This window comes from Halomicrobium katesii DSM 19301, from assembly GCF_000379085.1.
Taxonomy (GTDB): Archaea; Halobacteriota; Halobacteria; order Halobacteriales; family Haloarculaceae; genus Halomicrobium; species Halomicrobium katesii.
Map to the genome: position 1 here is coordinate 1,706,480 of NZ_KB905378.1, position 16,073 is coordinate 1,722,552.

16 protein-coding genes are annotated in these 16,073 nt (G+C 66.4%); 5 read left to right on the forward strand and 11 right to left on the reverse strand.

Annotation, left to right across the window (positions count from 1 at the left end):
• Positions 1-3 precede the first annotated feature (3 nt).
• From hemA to ahbB, 3 genes are read right to left on the reverse strand one after another with little or no spacing between them, the layout of a single operon-like run.
• A complete protein-coding gene (gene hemA, locus HALKA_RS0109125; protein WP_018257692.1) occupies positions 4-1,347 on the reverse strand; it encodes a glutamyl-tRNA reductase in 1,344 nt (447 codons plus the stop codon).
• A complete protein-coding gene (locus HALKA_RS0109130; protein WP_018257693.1) occupies positions 1,344-1,991 on the reverse strand; it encodes a precorrin-2 dehydrogenase/sirohydrochlorin ferrochelatase family protein in 648 nt (215 codons plus the stop codon). Before HALKA_RS0109130 ends, hemA begins: the two co-directional genes overlap by 4 nt.
• Before the next feature lie 3 nt (positions 1,992-1,994).
• Positions 1,995-3,074 (reverse strand): siroheme decarboxylase subunit beta, encoded by a 1,080-nt coding sequence (ahbB, locus tag HALKA_RS0109135; RefSeq protein WP_018257694.1) that lies wholly within the window; start codon positions 3,072-3,074, stop codon positions 1,995-1,997.
• A gap of 463 nt (positions 3,075-3,537) precedes the next feature.
• Here ahbB and HALKA_RS0109140 point away from each other — a divergent pair, with 463 nt between their 5' ends.
• Together HALKA_RS0109140 and HALKA_RS0109145 are read left to right on the forward strand one after the other, a co-directional pair.
• Positions 3,538-4,764 (forward strand): IS701 family transposase, encoded by a 1,227-nt coding sequence (locus HALKA_RS0109140; protein WP_026190243.1) that lies wholly within the window; start codon positions 3,538-3,540, stop codon positions 4,762-4,764.
• 347 nt (positions 4,765-5,111) lie between these two features.
• Positions 5,112-5,402, forward strand: a complete 291-nt coding sequence (locus tag HALKA_RS0109145) for a DUF7577 domain-containing protein (RefSeq protein WP_018257696.1) — start codon at positions 5,112-5,114, stop codon at positions 5,400-5,402.
• A gap of 80 nt (positions 5,403-5,482) precedes the next feature.
• On the opposite strand, the gene HALKA_RS0109150 is transcribed toward HALKA_RS0109145, so the two are convergent.
• The 3 genes from HALKA_RS0109150 to HALKA_RS21370 all read right to left on the reverse strand — a co-directional run bounded on the left by HALKA_RS0109150 (position 5,483) and on the right by HALKA_RS21370 (position 6,757).
• Entirely contained in the window at positions 5,483-5,908 is a 426-nt protein-coding gene (locus HALKA_RS0109150) for a hypothetical protein (RefSeq protein ID WP_018257697.1), read from the reverse strand.
• A 115-nt stretch (positions 5,909-6,023) separates the two neighbouring features.
• Positions 6,024-6,395, reverse strand: coding sequence for a DUF7522 family protein (locus HALKA_RS0109155; protein WP_018257698.1), 372 nt, complete (start codon positions 6,393-6,395; stop codon positions 6,024-6,026).
• Positions 6,396-6,601: 206 nt separating this feature from the next.
• Positions 6,602-6,757, reverse strand: a complete 156-nt coding sequence (locus HALKA_RS21370; RefSeq protein WP_018257699.1) for a hypothetical protein — start codon at positions 6,755-6,757, stop codon at positions 6,602-6,604.
• Between the two features lie 210 nt (positions 6,758-6,967).
• On the opposite strand from HALKA_RS21370, the gene HALKA_RS0109165 reads away from it, so the two are divergent.
• Positions 6,968-8,272: an MFS transporter gene (locus HALKA_RS0109165; RefSeq protein WP_018257700.1), complete on the forward strand. Its 1,305-nt coding sequence runs from the start codon at positions 6,968-6,970 to the stop codon at positions 8,270-8,272.
• A gap of 165 nt (positions 8,273-8,437) precedes the next feature.
• Here the strand turns inward: HALKA_RS0109165 and HALKA_RS0109170 are convergent, their stop codons facing one another.
• The 5 genes from HALKA_RS0109170 to HALKA_RS0109190 form a co-directional block, all read right to left on the reverse strand.
• A complete protein-coding gene (locus HALKA_RS0109170; RefSeq protein ID WP_018257701.1) occupies positions 8,438-9,535 on the reverse strand; it encodes an NADH:flavin oxidoreductase/NADH oxidase in 1,098 nt (365 codons plus the stop codon).
• 78 nt (positions 9,536-9,613) lie between these two features.
• Complete coding sequence (locus tag HALKA_RS0109175; RefSeq protein ID WP_018257702.1) at positions 9,614-10,654, reverse strand: VOC family protein; 1,041 nt, start codon at positions 10,652-10,654, stop codon at positions 9,614-9,616.
• 97 nt (positions 10,655-10,751) lie between these two features.
• Positions 10,752-12,068: a tRNA pseudouridine(54/55) synthase Pus10 gene (locus tag HALKA_RS0109180; protein ID WP_018257703.1), complete on the reverse strand. Its 1,317-nt coding sequence runs from the start codon at positions 12,066-12,068 to the stop codon at positions 10,752-10,754.
• Positions 12,069-12,113: 45 nt separating this feature from the next.
• Entirely contained in the window at positions 12,114-12,542 is a 429-nt protein-coding gene (locus HALKA_RS0109185) for a GtrA family protein (RefSeq protein WP_018257704.1), read from the reverse strand.
• A complete protein-coding gene (locus HALKA_RS0109190; RefSeq protein WP_018257705.1) occupies positions 12,543-13,973 on the reverse strand; it encodes a sulfatase in 1,431 nt (476 codons plus the stop codon).
• A gap of 249 nt (positions 13,974-14,222) precedes the next feature.
• Here HALKA_RS0109190 and HALKA_RS0109195 point away from each other — a divergent pair, with 249 nt between their 5' ends.
• Together HALKA_RS0109195 and HALKA_RS0109200 are read left to right on the forward strand one after the other, a co-directional pair.
• Positions 14,223-15,044: an undecaprenyl-diphosphate phosphatase gene (locus tag HALKA_RS0109195; RefSeq protein WP_018257706.1), complete on the forward strand. Its 822-nt coding sequence runs from the start codon at positions 14,223-14,225 to the stop codon at positions 15,042-15,044.
• Positions 15,045-15,126: 82 nt separating this feature from the next.
• On the forward strand, positions 15,127-15,990 hold the full coding sequence (locus HALKA_RS0109200; protein WP_026190244.1) for a CheF family chemotaxis protein: 864 nt from the start codon (positions 15,127-15,129) through the stop codon (positions 15,988-15,990).
• The last annotated feature ends 83 nt before the right edge of the window (positions 15,991-16,073 follow it).

Sequence of the window (16,073 nt, forward strand, 5' to 3'; positions counted from 1 at the left end):
GCCCTAGTCGTCGCTCAGCTGGTCCAGCATCGACGCGGGGATCTCCTCACGCATCCCTTCTGGGATGTCCTCGACTGACATGCCCTCGGCGAAGGCCGACGGGCCACCGGCGGTGGTGTCCGGCCCGAAGTCGGGATCGAACAGCTGGAGCGCGGTGTTGATCGTCGACCAGTCGTCCTCCTGGGCGGCCTCGCGCAGGCTCTGGGTCGGAGCCGCGAGCAGCTGGGAGACGATCGCGTCGGCCATCGACTCGACGACGGCTTGCTGGTCGTCGTCGAGGTCGAGCTTCGAGAAGGCGGTCTGGAGCTCGCTGGCCTTCACGTGGTCGGCGCTCTCGTACATCGCCGAGATGACCTGATCGGCCCGCTTGCGTTTGTACTGGTCGAGCAGGCGGTCGAACTCCTCGTCGACCATCGCCTCGACGGCGGTCGCTGCCGTGCGACGCTGGTCGCGCGTCTCCTCGGTCAGCGACTCCAGCGTGTCCATGTCACAGACGGTGACGTTCGAGAGGGAGTCGGCGTCCGTTGGCACGTCGCGTGGCTGGGCGATGTCGACGACGAACGTCTCGCCCGCGGTCGCCAGCGTCTCCGTGTCGAGCTGTGGCTCCGGGCTCCCCGTCGCGCTGACGACGACGCGGGCCTCCGAGAGCAGCGACTCGACGGCGTCGAGCGACACCGCCGTCGCCTCCACGTCGACCGTCTCGGCGACGTACTCGGCGTTGGGGACGGTGCGGTTGGCGACAACGAGCCGGTCGACCGTCGGCGCGAGGGACTTGGCCGCACGCGTCCCCATCTCGCCGGCACCGACGACCACCCCGGTCTCGCCGTCGAGGGTACACTCGTCGGTCGCGAGCCCGACGGCCGCAGAGGCGATCGAGACAGAGCCTTCGTTGATCGCCGTCTCGGTCCGGGCCCGCTCGCCGACGTGGATCGCCTTCGTGATGCCGTCTTCGAGCACGGAGCCGATGCCGCCGACGGCGCGGGCGTCCTGGTAGGCTCGCCGGACCTGCCCGAGGATCTGGTCCTCGCCGAGGACGATCGATTCGAGGCCGGCCGCGACACGGAGAAAGTGGTGCAGGCTCTCCTCGTGGTCCATCCGGACCACCGCGTCGTCGTCGACCGAGTCGGTAAACAGCGAGAGGGCGTCGTCGGTCCCCTCTTCGGTGACGACGTACCCCTCGATCCGGTTGCACGTCTGGAGTGCGAACGCCTCTTCGACGGCCGGCTCCGTCAGGAGCGACTCGACCGCGTGGCGTTGACTCTCCGTCGCTGCTGCCTCTCGGTCCTCGACGGTGGCGCGCTCGTGGGCGACGCTAACGCCGGAGATGACGCCGGTCCCTGCTTTCACGATAGATCACCAGTGTGCTCGTCGATCACGTCAGTAACTACTTGCCTAGTGTTACCCCCCGGGCTATCTAAAGCCTTCCAAACGCGGCGAGATCTGACGGCCGCTCTGATCGCGTCGCGGCGCTCGGTCGGCGAGACGCCACGGGCTTTCAGCTCGGTGCGGAGTTCGCCGGTCACCGCGGCCAACTCGCCGACGCCGGCAAACTCCGTTTCGAAGCGCTCGCGCAGGTGCTTCGACAGCGCGGGACTGGTCCCGCCGGTCGCGACGGCGACGGTGACCGGCCCGTCTCGGACCGTCGCGGGGACGACGACGCTGCCCATCTCGCGGTCGCCGTCTACGTCCGTACGGTTGACGAGTGCGCCCTGGTCGCGTGCGGCGTCGGCGATGGCCTCGTTGAGCGCCGCGTCGTCGGTCGCTGCCACGACGAGGGCCGGCCGGGTCCGCCCGATCCAGTCGGCGGCGGCCGCGGCGTCGGGGGCCGCTCTGACACGCTCGGCGTCGCCGAACCCGCGGTCGGCGAAGTCGGGGCTGACGACGATCACGTCCGCCTCGCGGTCGAACCGGCGGGCCTTGCGCGCACCGACCGGCCCGCCGCCGAAGACCAGGACCGTCTCGTCGGTGAAATCGTGCATGAGCGGGAGCATCGCTCAGTCCCTCGTCGGCTCGTCGGCGGGGTCGATCACGTTCGCCTCGGCGCGCTCGTCCATCCGGATACCGGTCTTCTTGAGGATCTCCGTCGAGAACAGCGTGTCCCAGTCGCCCTCGGACACGTCCCAGTACTCCGCCATCCGGTCCCGTACTTGCTCGACGCGCCGGTCGCTCTCGGCCTCGCTGCGGCCGTGGGTCATCGCGAAGACGTTGTACTCCCAGACGCCGTCGTGGCGCGGTCGCTCGTAGCAGTGGGTGACGAAGTCGAAGCTCGCGACCGCGGGGCCGACTTCCTCGACCACGTCGTCGGGGACGTTCCAGACGGTCATCCCGTTCTCGGAGTAGCCCAGCGCGTAGTGGTTGGGGACGACACCGACCCGGCGGACCTTCCCCTCGCGCTCGAAGCGCTTGATCGTCTCGACGACCCACTCGGTCTCGGCGTCGATGGCGTCGGCCACGTCTCGGTAGGGCGTCTCAGTCACCGGGAGTCCGCCCTGAATCTCCAGTACCAGATCGAGTTCGTCGGGCGTCAGGCCGTCCCGGTCGGTCGGTGTCACGTCGGGACCCAGTGCCGACAGATCGACGCTGTCGTCTTCGAGCGGGCCCTCGACGGGGAACTTCGCTTCGACGCGGAACTCTCGTTGCTTCGGGAGGTTGTAGGTCTCCTGGCCGGTCGCGTCCTCGATCTCGGCGAGCACCGCTGGAATCCGATCCTCGTCGGCCACCGAGAGGACGAACCACATGTTCAGGTGGGGGTGCTCACGGCGGTAGTTGTGGGCCACCTCGCGGAAGTCGTTGACCCGCTCTGCCACCTCGTCGAACCGCTCTTCGGGGGCGTGCATCGCCACCAGCGTCGCCATCCCGCCGATCGCCTCGGCGTCGATCAGCGCGCCGAAGCGAGTCAGCGTCCCCGCCTCGTCCATGCGGGCGATCCGCTCGACCAGTTCGCCTTCGGTCACGTCGACGCCGCGGTCGCGCAGCGCCGCCGCGGCGGGCTCGAAGGGCCGCTCGACGACCGGGAATCCACCCTGGAAGGCGTTGGCGATCGCGCGGTCGACGGACCCCAGCTCCTCACTCATGTCCGTAGCTCGGAACTCGGGGGGTATAAGCCCCGCGGCGTCGTTCTCGGCCGATATTCGTGAGGAGAGATAGAATAGCAACTGATACGGACCAGTCATCGTTGCGTACCAGCGAACGTCGCCACGGGGGAGACGCCCACCGGGACATCGCTACAACCGTCCGTATGAAACGAGTCACAGATCGATCGCACTATCTGTGGCGAGGGCCGCGCCGACGCCGACCGAAAGATACCCGATTGTGAGGCCGATGAGGTTCGGACGCCCTCGGCACAGATAGCCAACCGGCGTCCGGCCACCGTACCGTAGGACACCACCGTCCCATTCGTAAGCCAACAGAAACGGTCCGTCTGGAACACCATAGCAGCCACCGAGTGGTGAGGCGATGACCACGAGCCAGAATCCAACGAGAAACTCAGCTTTGAACGTTGAAGTTGGAGCGTGACATAGGCGGTAGCGAAGACGGATGATGCCGATTACGGACTTCTTGTCGTGTATGCGTGTGTTCGACGAGTTCGAGTCGCTCTCACCGGCGCAACGCTATCACGCCAAAACCTACGCCACAGGTCTTGTTGCGGCCAGCAACAAGACCGTGGCAGGTATCGCACGCGAAGTCCTTCCAGCTGGAGACAAACGCGCTCTCAACAAGTTCCTCACCGAGTACGACTGGGACGAACAGCAATTCAACCACGAACGCCTCGAAGAACTCCAAAAACACGGTGAAACGCGCTGGTCGAAGGATGGCTACATCATCCTCGACGACACGATCACCGAGAAAGCCGGGGACGACGTCCCCGGCGTCGGTCGCTTCTACGATCACGCCCAAGGCGACACTGTCTGGGGCCAAGACCTCATCTACGCCTTCTACGCTGACGACAAAACCGCCTATCCGCTCACTTTCCGCCTCTACGAAAAACAGGATGGAGACGGCCAAGACCACGACACTAAGTACGACCTCGCCCGCGATATCGTCACAGAACTCGAAGACGAGGTAGGTGTCCCGGCGGACACCTACCTCTTCGACTCGTGGTTCGCCCACGACTCCGGCCTTCCTGAACTCATCGAATCATACGACAAGGACTGGATTGGCCCGCTCCGGAGCAATCGACAGGTGACCTACGGCGGAGAAGTGATCCGCGTCGATGCGCTGGAAGAGCGCATCGACACGGTTGAGCGTAACGTTGAGGACGAAATCTACCACATCTGGACGAAGAAGCTTCCCGTCTCCCAGTTGGGAGACGTGAAGCTGGTCCTCGCTGAGAAAAAAACCGACAAAGAAGACGAAGAGAACCCGGTCAAGTACCTCGCTACGAACAAGATCGACGCACCGACCGAGCACATTATTCGCTCCTACGGGATGCGGTGGCGCATCGAGACGTTCTTCGAGGACTCGAAGCAGGATCTCGGCTTGGGAGACTGCGAGATGCAGACCGACGAAGGTGCCAGTCGGCACTGGCACCTTCTGATGGCTGCCTACAGTCTCGTTCGTCTTGATCCCGAATCGAGCGCCTTGGGGACGGTTCGCTCGAAAGCGTCATCGCTTCGAGCGAACCTTGAGCACTCCCTGAAAGAAGCCGTTTACAACCTCCTCTCGTGGGTTCGAGACAACAATGATCGTGGCGTCGATGACCTCATGGAGGAGATCGATCACCTCTTCGTTCACTCAACAGCCGACGCTAACGTTCAAAGCTGAGGAGAAAGACAGAGAGAGCGATCCGTCTTCTCCGTCGTATCTTAAACAGAGACAGAAGCAACACCAACGCCGTCAGCCAGAAGACTTTTGAGAGGCCGTTCCACCGAATGCCGAACTGCGTTCGGAACGTGAAATACTGCAGTAACCCGATGGCTAAAACCGTCGTGACGGACACAGCTGCCCGAAGTGTCCATCGGTCTCTCTCCGTACGATCAGTCATAGTACTGTGAGACGGGATCGATATCTGGCTACAGCTCGGCGTCCACTGCATTTAGAGCTTTATTTGGGACACCAGTGATCTGCCGGCAGTATGAGCCACCGATAGACACATTCATTGAGAGCCCGTATTGGACGGCGTGATCTCGACGGCCGAACTCGCGATCAGACTGCTGACGTTCCTGTTCGTCCTCGTGGCAGTCCCACTCTCCTTCGTCCTCATGTTCCGGTTCCTCGACTACATCGCGATGGACGGCCTGATCGAGGAGTACCGGACCGGTGGGAGCAGTCCGGTTCGAGACCGCGGGCAGCTGAACGCCTACTTCGAGGCCAGCGAGGCGGCGACGACCTGTCCCCGCTGTGGCGCGGCCAACGGGGAGGACTACACGTACTGTCACACCTGTCAGGCGAGCCTGGAGTGAGCGCGAGAGCGGTCGGTCCGCTGGGAGCGTGTCGAGAGGGGCCACCGCGGCGGCTGACGGTGGACCACTCCTCGACGCAGCTACTCTCCGAGAGTCTGCAGGAACGTCTCGAAGACGCCGGTACAGTGTCCACAGAGCGCGTAGTGGTGCCGGTCGACCGGCGGCGTCGCGTGATCGGTGCCGGCGCGGTACCACTCGACGCCGACGGGCGGCTCCGAGAGGGGATCGCCACAGAAGCTACAGTCCTCGGCGACGCGCGCGTATCCGGCGGTGATGGAATCGGCGTCGACCGGCGGCTCGGGAACGGACGCCCAGTCGTCGAGCAGTTCGGCGACGGCCGGCTGACAGTCTGGACAGATGCCGGCGACCGGCGGGTCGAGGCTGGCCGTCCGTCTGTCGCCGTAGCTCTGGAGGACCCACTGGTCGTCGCGACCGAGCGGGTCCGCACAGATCTGACAGACCGTCGACGGCAGACCGGGACGAACGAGCGTGTGATCGTCGCTCATACCGGCGGTGTCGACCGGCTGTCGTATACGCGTCCCGGAACGGCTCCACGTTCCTCGACCGCGTGGCGGGAGCCGGCGACTCGCCGTCGAGCCGACGGGATAGTCGACGCCGCGGTCAGCCCTCGACGTGATCGTGGACCGCCTCCTTGACCGCCCTGCTCTCGACCCTCCCCCCGGAGTCGACCCCGACCAAGAACCCCTCGAACTGGCCCGTAACGAAGTGGTGAGCACGAAGCTCCTCGAACTCGTGGATCGTACAGTAGAGCTCTCCAGCCCCGAAGAGATCCTCCAGATACTCCTTGGCGATGCCTTCGAGAACGAGGTTCTCGTAGACCGCGTCGGAAACGGCCTGCGTGTGCTCAGTGAGGTCTTCCCGGACGTACAGCAGTTCGTACCTGTCCTCGTCGTACCAGGCGACGACTCGCAGCGCGTCGCCGACGATCGATCCGAGGTCCGACACGAGAGCGGCCTCGTCGTCCATGCCCATGATAATTGATGGCAGTCCACACTCCTTCAAATCAGGGGGTCACTCCGGCGTATCGTCGATCGTCCTCTGACCGAGCATACGCTGGCAGATGATCGACGGAGAAAGCGGTCACAGCGGACCGTCTCGTACGGACGGGTGTGCCGTTTCGATGAGCGTCTATCCCGGTCGGGCGCTCGCCGGAGGCGACGACGCTCCGTGTCGGCGAGTCACCGCTGCCACTCGTAGAACCACCACGCTCCGCCCAGCAACATCAGACCGACGCCGAGCGTCGAGGTCGCCGGTTCGGGGATGACAAACAGGACGAATCCGATCGCCAGCATCGCCACCGGTTCGGCCTCGTCGTAGTACTGACTCAGGTCCATAGTCGACGGTTCGCCGGCCACTGTCATAGTAGTTGACCTCTGTCCGACCGGCGGTGGTCGGCACGCCGACCGCACTGCTGTCGTGCGGTCGCTCGCATTTGTTTCCGCCAGTGGCAGTGAAATTAGTCGACTCGGGCCTGAAAGCGCACTTCCGGTACCGAGTGACTTTTCGGCGAGAACCGTCCTCAGTCGAAACACGGTGATTCCGTAGTGGTCGATGTCGGCGGTTCGATCGGGCTGTTGCGCGACCGGGAGTTCGCCGCGCTCGCCGGGACCGCGTTCGCGAGGAGCCAGGCGTACTCGACGATCATCATCGCCCTCGCGCTGTACGCCGACCTGTTCGGCACGACCGGGACCGTCGAGGGGCTGTTCGGAACCGGGTTCGCGCTCGTCCAGTTGCTCGTCGTCTTGCCGCTGGGTCGACGCATCGACCTGGGCGACTCGAAGCGGTACCTGCTCGTCGGCTTTCTCCTCAATATCGTCGTGTTCGCGGGGTTCGTCTTCGTCGAGAACGCGATCCACATCGTCCTGATCCGGATGGTCCAGGGGCTGGGTGCGTCGCTCCTGTGGATCACCGGCTCGACGATCGTCGGCGAGATCAGCCCCGACGGCGAGCGGGGCCAGTGGCTCGGCGCGTACAATCAGTTCGGCTCGATCTCGTCGCTGGCGGGCGACCTCGTGGGCGGGTACCTCCTCTTTGCCTACGGCTTCACGCTCACTTACGCCGTCCTCGCCGGGGTCACGCTCGTGGCCTTCGCGCTCGTGTTCCTGTACCTCCGGGACAACCCCGGCGGTCGGAAAGATCCCGACGAGGCCGGCGGCATCGAGACCTTCCGCCAGCTGCTGGGCCGGCGGATGCTGCGCGCGCTCGTCGTCTTCCGTGTCACGTTCAGTGTCGGGAAGATGGCGGTCATCATCTTCCTCCCGATCTACGCCCGGACGAGCTTCGGCATCTCCGCGTTCGCCATCGGGTGGATCATGGCCGGCGGGAAGCTGACGAAGGCGATCACACAGGGGTACGTCGGTGACCTGACCGACCGACTCGGTCGCCACCACTACTTCGTCGCCGTCGGTGCCGGGCTGTACGGCGTCGGGACCGCGCTGATTCCGCTGGCGGCCTACTTCGAGGGGACCGTGACGCCGATCGAATTCACGGCCTTCGGCGGCACTCAGGCGCTGGGCGGTGCCTTCTTCGCCCTCTTTGGCGCGTTCTCGATCCTGGGGCTCGCCGACAGTCTCCGCCTGCCGGCGAGCATGGCGCTGTTCGTCGAGGAGGCCGAGGCCTACGACGCCGTCGCCTCCAGTTTCTCCCTGCGCTCGATCTCCTGGAAGGTCGGGCAGGTGACGGGTCCGGTCCTGATCGGCGCGATCAAAGAGCTCGTCTCGCCCGAAGCGGCGTTTCTCGCCGCCGCGGGGTTCCTCGGCTTCGCGACGGTCGTCTTCGTCGGGATGAGCGTCCGGGCGCGGCGAGCCCAGACCCCGGTGGCGACCCCCGGCGACTATAGTAACAATTGATACGGATTATTGTAGCGATTTACCGGTGATCGTCTACTCCGTGGCGACGATCACCGGTAAGCAACTACAATAAACCGTATGAAACGATTTACACACCGATCGCACTGCGGTCGTGCGATCGGGTGTGCATTGATTTTCAATGGCTACTATAGGCCAGCGGCCTCGCTACTGGAACGCCCGCTGGTACTGTGCCGGCGGTTCGTTGCGGTCGCCAGCGCCGAGTTCGCGGGCGGCGTGGAGACCGAAGTAGGGGTTCCGGAGGAACTCCCGGCCGACGATAGCCAGATCCGCCCGGTCGTTGCGGACGATCGCGTCGGCCTGCTGGGCCGTCGTGATCCCGCCGACGGTCCCGACGGCGACGCCGGAACTGTTCTCGCGGACGTGTTCGGCCAGCGAGAGCTGGAAGTTCGGCCCCACCCAGTCGGGAGCCGATTCGGGGACGATGCCGCCGCTGGAGACGTCGATCAGGTCCGCGCCGTCGTCGGCGAGTGCGTCCGCGAGGCGGGCCGACTGCTCGACCGTCCACGACTCGCGGTCGGGGAGCCAGTCCGTCCCGGAGAGCCGGACGAACACCGGGCGGTCGTCGGGCCAGACCGATCTGACCGCTCGCGTTACCTCTCGGACGATCCGAGCGCGGTTCTCGAAGTTCCCGCCGTACTCGTCGGTCCGGTCGTTGGTGACCGGCGAGAGGAACTCGTGGAGGAGGTAGCCGTGGGCCGCGTGGACCTCCGCGACGAGGAACCCCGCGTCACGGGCACGTTCGGCGGCCGCGCGGAACGAGTCGACGATCCCCTCGATCTCGTCGACCGAGAGGCGATCGGTCGCCGGGGGCTCGTCGTCGTGGGGCCACGGTCGATCGGTCGGGCCGACGACCTCCCAGCCGCCCTCGTCGGGCGAGAGCGGGGCGCTACCCTCCCAGGGACGGCTCTTCGAGGCTTTGCGGCCGGCGTGGGCCAACTGGATGCCCGGCACCGCGCCCTGCGAGCGGACGAACGCCGTCGTCTCTTGAAGCGCCGCGGCGTGTTCGTCGCTCCAGATGCCGAGATCCTCGGGCGTGATCCGACCGCGGGGTTCGACGGCCGTCGCTTCGGCCATCACGAGGCCCGCACCGCCGACGGCCCGCGAACCCAGGTGGACGAGGTGCCACGGCGTCGCGACCCCGTCCCGATCTTCGACGGAGTACTGACACATCGGGGAAACCATCAGCCGATTCGGAAGTTCCGTCTCCCGTAGCTCCAGGGGCGTCAAGAGGTCTGCTGTCATCGTCCGCGCTTGGTCGTCCAGTAGAAAACAGTTTGCGATATATGACAGCGTAAACGATCGACGACCGTGTCGCCCGTATCAGTCTTCCGCCGCGGCGGACTCGCCGCGGGGGACCGTCACGTCGGTCAACGCGGCCTCGATCGCCTCGCGGCGGTCCTCGAACTCCCCGGGGAGGACGAGACGGCCGCCCAGGTCGTCGAGCGGTTCGTCGTCGGTGTACCCCGGTCCGCTGGTCGCCAACTCGAACAGGATCCCCGCGTGCTCCCGGAAGTACACTGAGCGGAACCAGTGACGGTCGATCTGGGCGGTCGGGCGCAGTCCGGCCGACTGGACGGCCTGGCGCATCGCCTCCTGGTCCGCGTCGGTGGGCGTCTGGAAGGCGACGTGGTGGACCGTCCCGTGGCCCTGGCGACCGCTCTCGATCGTCGGCAGCACGTCGACGTACCGGCCGACGGTCCCCGCTGCCTCGAATCGGATCCGCTCGTCGCCCGGCGTGTCGCCCTGGGCCGCTTCGGTGTCGCTCCGTTCCAGTCCCATCGTCTCCAGTAGCTCCATCGTCGGCTGGGGATCGGCGACCCACAGCGTCACCGAGTGAAAGCCCCGGATCGCCGCCCGCTCGGGGACGAACTCGGTCCAAGGGACCGTCGGGTCGTCGTCGGGGATCTCGACGGCGACGAGTTCGACCGGGAGCCCGTCCGGGTCCCGGAAGGGGAGGACCGTCTCCGCTCGCGGTTCGTCACCGCTCGCGCTGTCCGAGGCGCGTTGCGCCTCGCCGCCGAAGCGCTCGACGCGGTCGTCGTAGTCGACGCCGTACTCCTCGAAGCGATCCTCCCAGTAGTCGAGGCTTCCCTCGGGGACTCGAAACGCCGTCCGAGAGACCTGCCCGGAGCCGACCTTTCCCTGGCGGAGGTTCTCCCAGGGGAAGAAGGTCATACTCGTGCCGGGCGTCCCCTCGGCGTCAGCGAAGAAGAAGTGGTACGTCTCGGGGTCGTCCTGGTTGATCGATCGCTTGACGAGGCGGAGTCCGAGCGTCTCGACCCAGAAATCGAGGTTCCGCTGGGGATCGCCCGCGATGCAGGTCACGTGGTGGATGCCGGGTGTCGGCGATACGTCTGCCATGTCTTCCGGTACGCGTCGAAACTACTTGAGTGCGTGCTGACACCAGTGTTACCGGGCGACGCGTCGGCGTTGCACGTCGGCCGCGGTCAGAGCGAACTCACCCGTCGACGAAGAACTCCGGCTGTTCGAACGACTCCGCTTCCCCTTCCACGTCGAGCACGTCCAGCGCCGTCACGACCGCGCCGGTGCCGACCTCGTCGGCGAGGTTGGGCTGGGTGCGGCCCTCGTCGCCGGAGATCAGTTCCTTCACGTAGAGTCCGCCGGCCCCGTGGACCTCGATGTCGGCGTGGCGGGCGTCGTCGAGTTCGCCCGAGATGTCGTACACGTCGCGAGTCCGGGTGATGTCGGCACGACGGTGGTCGACGCGCTGGGGGGTGCGCTGTTCGATCGTCGCGCCGTCGATCGCTGCGAAGGCGTCGTCGAGCGTCGCCTCCTCGATCGGCTCGTCGAACGCCACCTCCATGCGGTAGGTCTTGGAGGCCTCGTGTTCCTTGACGCGGGCGACCATGTCGTGGGTCGCGCGCCGGAGCCCCTCGACCTCGACCTTGCCGTCGGCGAAGTCGTTGACCTCCGCTTCGAGGGCGTCGGTGTCGACATCCCGCCGTCGTGGCTCCTTGATTTCGATGACGAACGGACGACCGCCCCCGAGCATCAGGGCGTCAACGTCTTCGCGCCCGGCCCCGTGAAAGACCGCCTCCGCGCCGTCCATCGCGTCGAGGACGACCGGCGCGGACAGTTGCTCGACGCTCTCGGGGTACCGATAGCCGGTGCCGTCACAGCCCGAACACTCCGCGCCGCGCTTGAGCCCGGTCGCGCCACACTCGTTGCAGGGCCACTTCGTCTGTGGGATGTCCCGTTCGAGCTTCCGGTAGCGTCCGTAGACGAACGCGGAGTTGACCTGCACGTCGATCTCGTCGGTCGCGAGGTCGATCGTCAGCTGTACGTCCGGGCGCTCGAAATCGACTTCCCCACCGCTCAGGTCGCCGACGCGGCGGCCGACCTCGCGGTTGAACTCCGTCTTGAGCTGTTCGCCGGCGAAGGCCTCGCGGTCGTCGTGGTCGGCGTCGGGCTCGCTGCCGTCCAGTCCCACGTCCTCTCGAAGCAGCTGGTCGTTCTCCTCCAGCAGCGGCGGCACCCGAGTGCCGAGCTGGTAGGTAGCGAACTCGTAGCCCTGGACCGCGGCCGCGGCTCGCTCGGCCAGTTCGTCGAACCGCGCGGTCTCGCCCTCGCAGATCCAGCAGTCTTCGGGCGGGTCGTAGGGCTCGTCGTCGTCGAGCGCGATCGTCGTCCGCAGCGCCCGACCGCGCTCGGTGTTCGTCAGGCCGAAGCTCCGCTCGGCGAACAGCCGGCCCAGACAGGAGTCACAGAGCGGGCCGGTCGCGACGGCGGCCCGAGCGTCGTCGAGGAGTGTCATTGCCGGAGAGTCGTCGCCGCGGCGTAATTCAGTTTCGGACGCTCGCTACGCCTGCCCCCACGTCCAGCGGGCGTCGAGGACGTACCGATAGACACCGCTGATCACGATAGCGATCCCGTTGGCGACCAGGTAGAGCAGACTGCCCCACTCGACGAGGGCGTAGAGGATCCCGAGTTGGATCGGGATCGCCGAGCCACGGACGACGTTCGTCTTGAGCAAGCCGGCGAAGAACTCGCGCCGACCGGTGTTCTGCGTCGCCTCGAACGTCCAGGCGTTGTTGAGGACGTACTGGAAGATGATCGTGATCTCGATGGCGATGGCCGCGCCGACGAGGTAGTTCAGTTCGCCGAACGTGACGAAGATCCACAGCAACACCTGCTGGACGCCGGCCGCGACGGTCCCGACGGCGACGAACCGCCGCAGCTGGAGGGCGAGCGGACCGCTATGGAGGTTGCGAAGCAGGTTCCGGACCATCTACTTGTAGCCGAGCGCCTCCAGTCTGGCGTCCAGATCCTCGTCCATCTCGTCGTCGGCCTCGCTTTGCTCTGCCGCGTGCAGCAGGTCTGCGTGGGCGTCGACGAGGGGCTCGAACGCCTCGATTACGGCCCTGGCCTCGGCGTCGGGACCGTCGGAGCGGTCGTCCTGTTGGCCGGGGTCCGAGGGCCGGTGGTACAGCTCCCGGTCGCCGGTGTCGACGTTCTCGATGTAACTCCAGTCGCGATCGCGGACGCTGACGAGGAGGTCGCCGTCGTCGAGCGATCGCGGGATGGGCTGGTCGGTGACGTCCTCGCCCCGGACCGTGACCGAGACGACCGGCTCGTCGGCCGGTTCCTCGCCGTCGAGGACGGCGGGGGCGAGCGAGTCCCCGCGCCACTCCGCTGGCGGGGAGACGCCCGCGAGGTCTGCCACCGTCGGTGGGAGCGAGTCGAGACCGACCTGTCTCTCGACGCGCCGACTCTCTGCGCCCGGTACGTCGACGATCAGCGGCACGCGGATCAGCTCGTCGTACAGCTTCGGGTAGTGGGCGAGGTGGCCGTGGTCCTGGAACTCCTCGCCGTGGTCGCCGGCCAGTACGACGGCGGTGTCGTCGTCGTGGCCGTGTTCCGACAGCGCGTCGAGCACTCGTCCGAGGCTGTCGTCGACCTGCCGGACGGCGCTCTGATAGAGCGTCCTGAGATTGCCAAGCGTCCGGTCGCCGACCTCCCAGCCCAGCCCGGCGTGGAGGTGCGCCAGGACCATCCGGTGGGTCCCGAAGCGGTCGGCAGACACCTCCCGGATGTACCGCGGGGCCGGGACGTACGGCGTGTGGGCGTCCATGTAGTGGATCCACAGGAAGAACGGCTCAGAGGCCGATTCGAGGAACGAGGTCGCCCCCTGTTCCACGTCGAACATCCGCGAGGTGTCGAGGAACGGACGGTGGCTGTCCGCCGACGAGAGCCACGAGCGGGCGCGGCGAAACGGCGAGGTCGCCAGCTGGAGCCAGGCCTCCACGGTCGGATGGGTCGCGAGATAGCGGCTGTAGATGCTGGAGCCCACGCTGGCGACGAAGGAGTCGAACTCGTCGAAGCCGTCGTCGTACCCCCAGTGTTCGGTCAGGAATCCGTTGGCGGCGTTGAAACCGCCGGTGTCGAAGCCCGCGTCCGAGAGCGTCTCAGCGAGCGTCTCGACGTCCGAGACGCCGATCTGGCCGTCGTCGGCGAACACCGGCGAGGAGGCCAACATCGAGGGAAACGAGAAGGGGGTCCAGTTTCCGTTGGCGAAGGCGCGCTCGAAGACCGTCCCCCGCTGGGCGAGTTCGTCCATGACGGGTGTGTGGCGGTCGCTGTCGTACGGACCGATGGCGTCCGCACGGAGCGAGTCGACCGTGACGAGGACGACGTTCGAGACGCCGGTTTCGGAGTGCATAGGTGAGACGTGTCGCGACCGCCGGCGGCCGCAGTGGCCCGCTGCGAGCGAGCCAAGAGACGAGCGACGGCAGCCGACGGGCTAGCTCTGTCTAGTAACACGTGGAAACGGACTTTACCGTTCCGGTCCGCGCCACTACCCGTCATTCGGCCGTCACTTGCTCGTCGGCAACGAGACGGAGCCGATCGAACGGGCAAGTCGATCACCGTGGATCGGTGCGTTCATTATCGCGAGGGTGGCGGATGTGGTATGAACGTCGACGACGCCGTCGTCGCCGCGCTCGTCGGGCTGGCACAGGGCGTCCTCGAATGGTTGCCCGTCTCCAGTGAGGGGAGCGTGGCGATCCTCGTCACCGCGCTCACCGGCTCGACGCCGGCCGTGGCGACGCAGCTCGCGCTGTTCGTCCACGCCGGCACCGCGTGCTCGGCGCTGGCGTACTACCGGACTGAAGTCGGGACGGTGCTCGCTTCGCTGCGGGAGTGGTCCCCCCGGACCGCGTTCGAGGACGACACGGCGGACCTCTCCTTTCTCGTCCTCGCGACGCTGGCGACGGGCGTGACCGGGCTGCCGGCTCTGCTGGTCTTAGAGACCGTCGTCTCGGAGCTGACCGGCGGCGCGTTCGTCGTCCTCGTCGGGGGCCTGCTGGTCCTGACGGGACTGCTCCAGCGGTTCGCCGCCTGGGTGTCGCTGGGCACGAGCGAGACGCCCGACTGGCTCGACGCCGTGCTGGTGGGCGGGTTGCAGGGAATCGCGATCCTTCCGGGAATCTCCCGGTCGGGGACGACCGTCAGCGCGTTGCTGTTGCGCGGCCACGAGGGCGAGTCGTCGCTCCGACTTTCCTTCCTGCTGTCGATCCCGGCGGCCCTCGGCGCGAACGCGATCGTCGTCCTCAGAGACGGCGTCCCGGTCGTCTCACCGGCGGCCGCCGCGGCCGCGCTGGCGGTGAGTGCGGTGGCTGGCTACCTCACGGTCGGGGCGCTCGTCAGTCTCGTCCGGCGCGTTCCCTTCTGGGCAGTCTGTGTCGGCTTCGGCGGACTCGCGATGCTGGGCGGTGGCCTGCTACTGGTCTGACGGCCACGACCGGCGACGAGGGAAGGTGTCGGCCTGAAGGACTTATATACCGGTAAACGCAACGTTCGTGACGAGCGAGGAGATGAGCAGCGAAGAACAGAAGCTGGTCGACACTGCGGGCGACTACATGTACGCCGTCAAGGGCGGCACGCCGGTCGATGACCCACAGTGGCGCTCGTGTCGGCTCGTCATGACCGACAAGCGCCTCGTGCTGGCCAACAGCGCCGGCAAGCAGGCCCTGCCCCACAGCAACATCGAGGTGGTGGGCGAGGAGGCGCTGCCCGCGTCGGTCGATCCAGCGGGGGCGACGCCGATGCGCATCGGCGACAACGTCGTGCTGTTCGACGCCGCCGACGTCTCCGACTTCGAACTGGAGTACTGCCGTGCGACACTCCACGCGACGGTCATCCTGACGAAACACCCCGCCGTCGTCGGCGGCGTGATTCAGGACGAAGCGACCTGGCGCAAGACCAGATTCCAGCTCGACGACGACGTGATCACGCTGGCGTTTCCCGACGGCGAGGAGACGACGTTCGCAGTCGACGACGTGGGGACCGTCGAGACGAGCGAACAGGCGGTCATGGGAGAGACGCGAACGATCCTAGAGATCGAGCACACCGACGAGGGCGACCGCAGCGTCGAAACGTACTTCTCGGGGATGGACCACCACACGACGGCCCTGCAGTCGCTGTTCGAGCGCGTCATCGAGGAGCGAGAGGGCGACTACGAGCTCGACGAGATCGAGAGCCAGGTGTTGATGGCGCTTTACTCCGGGGTCTCGCCGTTCGAGATGTCTGACTTCGTCGGGATTCCCGTCGACGAGGTCGAGGAGATCTACCGGAAGCTACTGGACGTGGGAGCGGTCGACGAGGTGCGCACTCGGACCGAGGTCAGCCTCAACGCGCAGGGACGCAACATGGCCAGCGAGGCGATGAACGAGCAGTAGACCACACGGCCGAGGCTAATTCTCCCGTCCAAAAACTGGGGCGGAAGTTATATTCCCCAGAGTGGGCAACGTGCCCGTAACGA

Coding starts and splice junctions, on each gene's coding strand:
- HALKA_RS0109130 (WP_018257693.1), bottom strand. CDS start 1,991: ATGCTCCCGCTCATGCACGATTTCACCGACGAGACGGTCCTGGTCTTC.
- ahbB (WP_018257694.1), bottom strand. CDS start 3,074: ATGAGTGAGGAGCTGGGGTCCGTCGACCGCGCGATCGCCAACGCCTTC.
- HALKA_RS0109140 (WP_026190243.1), top strand. CDS start 3,538: ATGATGCCGATTACGGACTTCTTGTCGTGTATGCGTGTGTTCGACGAG.
- HALKA_RS0109150 (WP_018257697.1), bottom strand. CDS start 5,908: ATGAGCGACGATCACACGCTCGTTCGTCCCGGTCTGCCGTCGACGGTC.
- HALKA_RS0109155 (WP_018257698.1), bottom strand. CDS start 6,395: ATGGGCATGGACGACGAGGCCGCTCTCGTGTCGGACCTCGGATCGATC.
- HALKA_RS21370 (WP_018257699.1), bottom strand. CDS start 6,757: ATGGACCTGAGTCAGTACTACGACGAGGCCGAACCGGTGGCGATGCTG.
- HALKA_RS0109170 (WP_018257701.1), bottom strand. CDS start 9,535: ATGACAGCAGACCTCTTGACGCCCCTGGAGCTACGGGAGACGGAACTT.
- HALKA_RS0109175 (WP_018257702.1), bottom strand. CDS start 10,654: ATGGCAGACGTATCGCCGACACCCGGCATCCACCACGTGACCTGCATC.
- HALKA_RS0109180 (WP_018257703.1), bottom strand. CDS start 12,068: ATGACACTCCTCGACGACGCTCGGGCCGCCGTCGCGACCGGCCCGCTC.
- HALKA_RS0109185 (WP_018257704.1), bottom strand. CDS start 12,542: ATGGTCCGGAACCTGCTTCGCAACCTCCATAGCGGTCCGCTCGCCCTC.
- HALKA_RS0109190 (WP_018257705.1), bottom strand. CDS start 13,973: ATGCACTCCGAAACCGGCGTCTCGAACGTCGTCCTCGTCACGGTCGAC.
- HALKA_RS0109195 (WP_018257706.1), top strand. CDS start 14,223: ATGAACGTCGACGACGCCGTCGTCGCCGCGCTCGTCGGGCTGGCACAG.
- HALKA_RS0109200 (WP_026190244.1), top strand. CDS start 15,127: ATGAGCAGCGAAGAACAGAAGCTGGTCGACACTGCGGGCGACTACATG.